Here is a 3639-nt window from a genome sequence, read left to right on the forward strand (position 1 = left end):
GGTTCAGGCCGATCAGGGCGCGAAGGCCGAAGGCGAGCTCGCCGACGGCGTGTACACGGGCACGGGCAAAGGGATGGAGGGCCTCGTGACCGTCAAGCTGCTCGTGCAGGACAACCGCATCTCGTGTTTGGAAACCGCGCAGGAGGGCGAGAGCCAGAGCCGCGGAGGCTACGAGGCCATCCGCGACGGCAGGTTCGCCGCCATGATCGAGGCCGCGCAAGGCGCCGGCATCGACGCGATCAGCGGCGCCACCATCACCACGGCGGGCGTCAGGCAGGCGGTGGAGGACGCGCTCTCGCAGGCAGAAGCCGCCGCCGCGAAGCAGGAACAGGGGGGATTCCGATGACGAAGCAGGTTCACGGGCAGACGGGCGCGCATGCGCCGCTGTCTCGCCGCGATTTCTTGACGAGGGCGGGCTTGACGGTGGGAGCCGCCGCGGCCGCGGCGGCGGTGCCGGGCGCGGCCTATGCGGTGCAGGAGGGCGTGATCGGCGACTGGGCGGCTGATGGGTCGAAGGCCGTCGACGTGCCCGACAGCGCCGTCACCAACGCCTCTTGGTCGGACGGCACGTATCGCGAGCACAACGGCGCGGCGTTCCCGGCGGACGATGCAAGCCCTATCCCTCCGCGCGCGGTGCCCGCGACATGGGATTGCGAGTGCGACATCTGTGTGGTGGGCGCGGGCGGCGGCGGCTTGAACGCGGCGGCGCGCGCGGCCGAGCAGGGCGCGCGGACCATCTGCGTCGAGGCTATGGGTCTGCACGGCGGCAACGCCCAGGAGGCGGGCATGTGCGCCATCCTCGGCGGATCGAAGCTGCAGGAGTCGAAGCGTTTCGCGTTCCCGTCCTACCCCTTCGACGCGCGCAAGCTGGCCGATTGGGCCATCGACGAGTACCATTACGCGTGCGACCCGCTGCTCATCCACCGCATCGCCGAGGCGGGCGGCACGTGCATCGACTGGATGGCCGACTGCGGCGTCCGGTGGCGCTTGGGCGAGGTGCCGGTGTACGTGGCGCCGAAGAACTCGACGCTCGACCACCATGTGCTCAAGATGAAGGACGCCACCGACGCCATGTTCAGCTTTGGTCAGAAGCACGGCGTGCAGTACCTCTTCCAAAGCCCGGCGGAGGCGCTCGTGCAGGACGGCGACGGGAGGATCGTGGGCGTGGTGGTGCGCGAGGATTACGGCGCAGAGAAGTACATCCACGCCGAACGCGCCGTCATCCTCACGGCGGGCGGCTTCTGCAACAACAAAGCCCTGTTGGAGCGCTACATCCCCACGGCGGCCATGGGCTGCGCCTCGAGCTACCTCACGGCGGGCGAGACGGGCGAGTGCTTCCGCATGGGCTTGGGCGTGAACGCCGACGTGTCGGGCTTCAACAGCTCGGCCAGCTTCGACGGCGGCGTCGATTGGGAGGCCGAGGGCGGCCAGTGGGCGCGCTTCCTCTACGACGGCATGACGCAGCTGTCGCGCCAGCCGTGGTTCACCGTCGACCGCTGCGGCAACCGTCTTCGCTACATGGACAGCCGCGTGGGCGAGGACGGCGCGAACGCCATCTACGCGCTGGGCGATCTGGCCACCATCCAGATGACGCCGCCGGGGCACCGCTCCTACATCGTCTTCGACGCGCACTACGAGGATCATCTGGCCGGCTTCGCGCAGGAGCATTGCCGCAAGCTGATCACGCCCGACCTCGAGCAGATCGACAAGGTGCCCGAGCATTATCGCGACTGGCACCACGGCGTGCAGGACGCCATCGACGCCGACGTGCTGAAGAAGCGCGACTCGCTGGAGGAGCTGGAGCGCGACCTGGGGTTCGCCCCCGGCGTGCTGGTAGAGGCCGTGGAGAAGTGGAACGCGTGCTGCGAGCGCGGCGAGGACGACTTCATGTATCCCATGCCTCCCGAGTGGCTGCACGCCATCAAGGACCCGCCGTTCTACGGCTGCCGCATCGGCGGAAACCTGTACGGCACGAAGGCAGGCCTCATGATCAACGACGAGATGCAGGTGATCTCGACCAAGGGCACCGTGATCCCCGGCCTGTACGCGGGCTGGCACACGGCCGGCGGCGCGTGCGGCGAGAACAGCTACATCGGCGACCCTATCCTGGGTTCGCTGTTGGGCGACGTGAGCCTGGCGTTCTGCGGCGGGTACTTGTGCGGCACGTACGCCGTCGCCAACGAGATGAAGGGAGGGGAGTAGCATGAAAGAGCAGTTGAAGGACATGGCGCGGCCGTATGCGATGCTGTTCCTGATCGCGCTCGCGGTGGCGATCGTGGGGCGCATCGGGCTGGCCGTGATGGACTTGACCGGAACGCTTTCCTACGACTACATCTCGGCGGCCGACGTGCCCATCCTCGACGTCGTGTGCTCCATCCTGACCGGGTCGGCGCTCGTGGCGTTCATGTACGCAGCATCGCTGGCGATGGTCGTGTCCACGGCGGGCGTCGCGCTGCACGGTCTGCTGTTCGCGCGCCGCAGCGAGGGCGCGGGCAGGCCGGCGACTGCGTTTCTGTGGGGCTGGGCGACGGCGCTTGCGGCCATCGTGTGCCTGCTGATCACGGCGAGCGGGATACTCTCGGCCGTGCAGATGGCGTCCATGAGCTCGAAGCTGCCCTCCCTGCCGATGCTCGTGCTGGCGCTCGTGGGGTTCGCGGCGTTTCTCGGCACGCTTCTGGGCGCAGCGTCCATGACGGTGTGCGCTTGCCTCGCGCGGGCGCGCGACGAGAAGCGCGCAGGCTGGAACCTGGTGCTCGCGGCTTTCGTCTGCGGTCTCGTGGTCATGGTTCTCACCGTGGGCACGTTCTCGGCCGTCAATGCAGCGTCGATCAACCTGGCGGCCGTGGGCGCGTGGTTCGCCGCCGACGTGGTCGTGAACCTGGCCATCATGTTCGGGATGGGCGCGCTGGTGAAGAAGGGTCGCGCGTAGCATGGAATCCCGGTCGCGCTTCTCCTTTCGGACAGGGGGAAGCGCGGCCTTCTTTTAGGGAATATCCCAGTGTCCGGCGCGTGGGCTTCCGACGCGCCGGACGCGCCCGCTTTCCTTGAGCGAAGCTATGGCGCGCTCCGTCGTGCGTCTTGCCAGGCCGACGGCTTCCGCGATCTCGGAGACCGTGATCGAAGGGTTCTCGGCCATGAGGCTCAGGATGCTATTCCTCAGCCCGTCCTCTCGACGCTCTTCCGTGCAGAAAGGCTCCATCGCATCGCGGATGGCCGAGAGCATGAAGGCTACGAAGGCGGTCGAGGATCCGGTCGCGTTCGATTCGTTCAATGCGGCGTAGTACGCGTCTTGGCGCTCCCGGATCATGCTTTCGATCGGCAGCCAGGCGAGCACGGAGCGCCATCGAGCCAGCAGCAGCGTGTGCCAGAGCCTTCCGATGCGGCCGTTTCCGTCGGAGAACGGGTGGATGAATTCGAACTCGTAATGGAATACGCACGAAGCGAGAAGCGGGTGGAGCTTCGTCGAACCCAGCCATTCGAACAGGTCGGCCATAACTTCGGGAACGTAGGATGCGGGGGTTCCGGCATGGATCAATCGATCCCCGTCGTATACTCCTGCGTTTTTCGTCCGGAAGGTTCCCGCGTCCTTGCGCAGGCCTTCCATCATGACGCCGTGGGCCTCGAGGAGGTCGTCCATGT

The 3639-nt window shown here is 67.2% G+C and carries 4 protein-coding genes; 3 read left to right on the forward strand and 1 reads right to left on the reverse strand.

Annotation, left to right across the window (positions count from 1 at the left end; translation table 11 throughout):
• The 3 genes from ACMO6A_RS05995 to ACMO6A_RS06005 form a co-directional block, all read left to right on the forward strand.
• Window positions 1-346, forward strand: a 346-nt coding sequence (locus ACMO6A_RS05995) for an FMN-binding protein (protein WP_418470900.1), incomplete at its 5' end; no start/stop codon positions are given.
• Entirely contained in the window at window positions 343-2202 is a 1860-nt protein-coding gene (locus ACMO6A_RS06000; protein WP_009609150.1) for an FAD-binding protein, read from the forward strand. The genes ACMO6A_RS05995 and ACMO6A_RS06000, both read left to right, overlap by 4 nt.
• Window position 2203: 1 nt before the next feature.
• Entirely contained in the window at window positions 2204-2929 is a 726-nt protein-coding gene (locus tag ACMO6A_RS06005; RefSeq protein WP_418470901.1) for a hypothetical protein, read from the forward strand.
• Between the two features lie 54 nt (window positions 2930-2983).
• Here the strand turns inward: ACMO6A_RS06005 and ACMO6A_RS06010 are convergent.
• Window positions 2984-3639: Fic family protein (locus ACMO6A_RS06010; protein ID WP_418470902.1), on the reverse strand; the 656-nt coding region annotated here is incomplete at its 5' end.

The sequence above is a fragment of the Eggerthella sp. genome (assembly GCF_048329335.1).
Lineage (GTDB): Bacteria > Actinomycetota > Coriobacteriia > Coriobacteriales > Eggerthellaceae > Eggerthella > Eggerthella lenta.

Coding starts and splice junctions, on each gene's coding strand:
- ACMO6A_RS06000 (WP_009609150.1), top strand. CDS start 343: ATGACGAAGCAGGTTCACGGGCAGACGGGCGCGCATGCGCCGCTGTCT.
- ACMO6A_RS06005 (WP_418470901.1), top strand. CDS start 2,204: ATGAAAGAGCAGTTGAAGGACATGGCGCGGCCGTATGCGATGCTGTTC.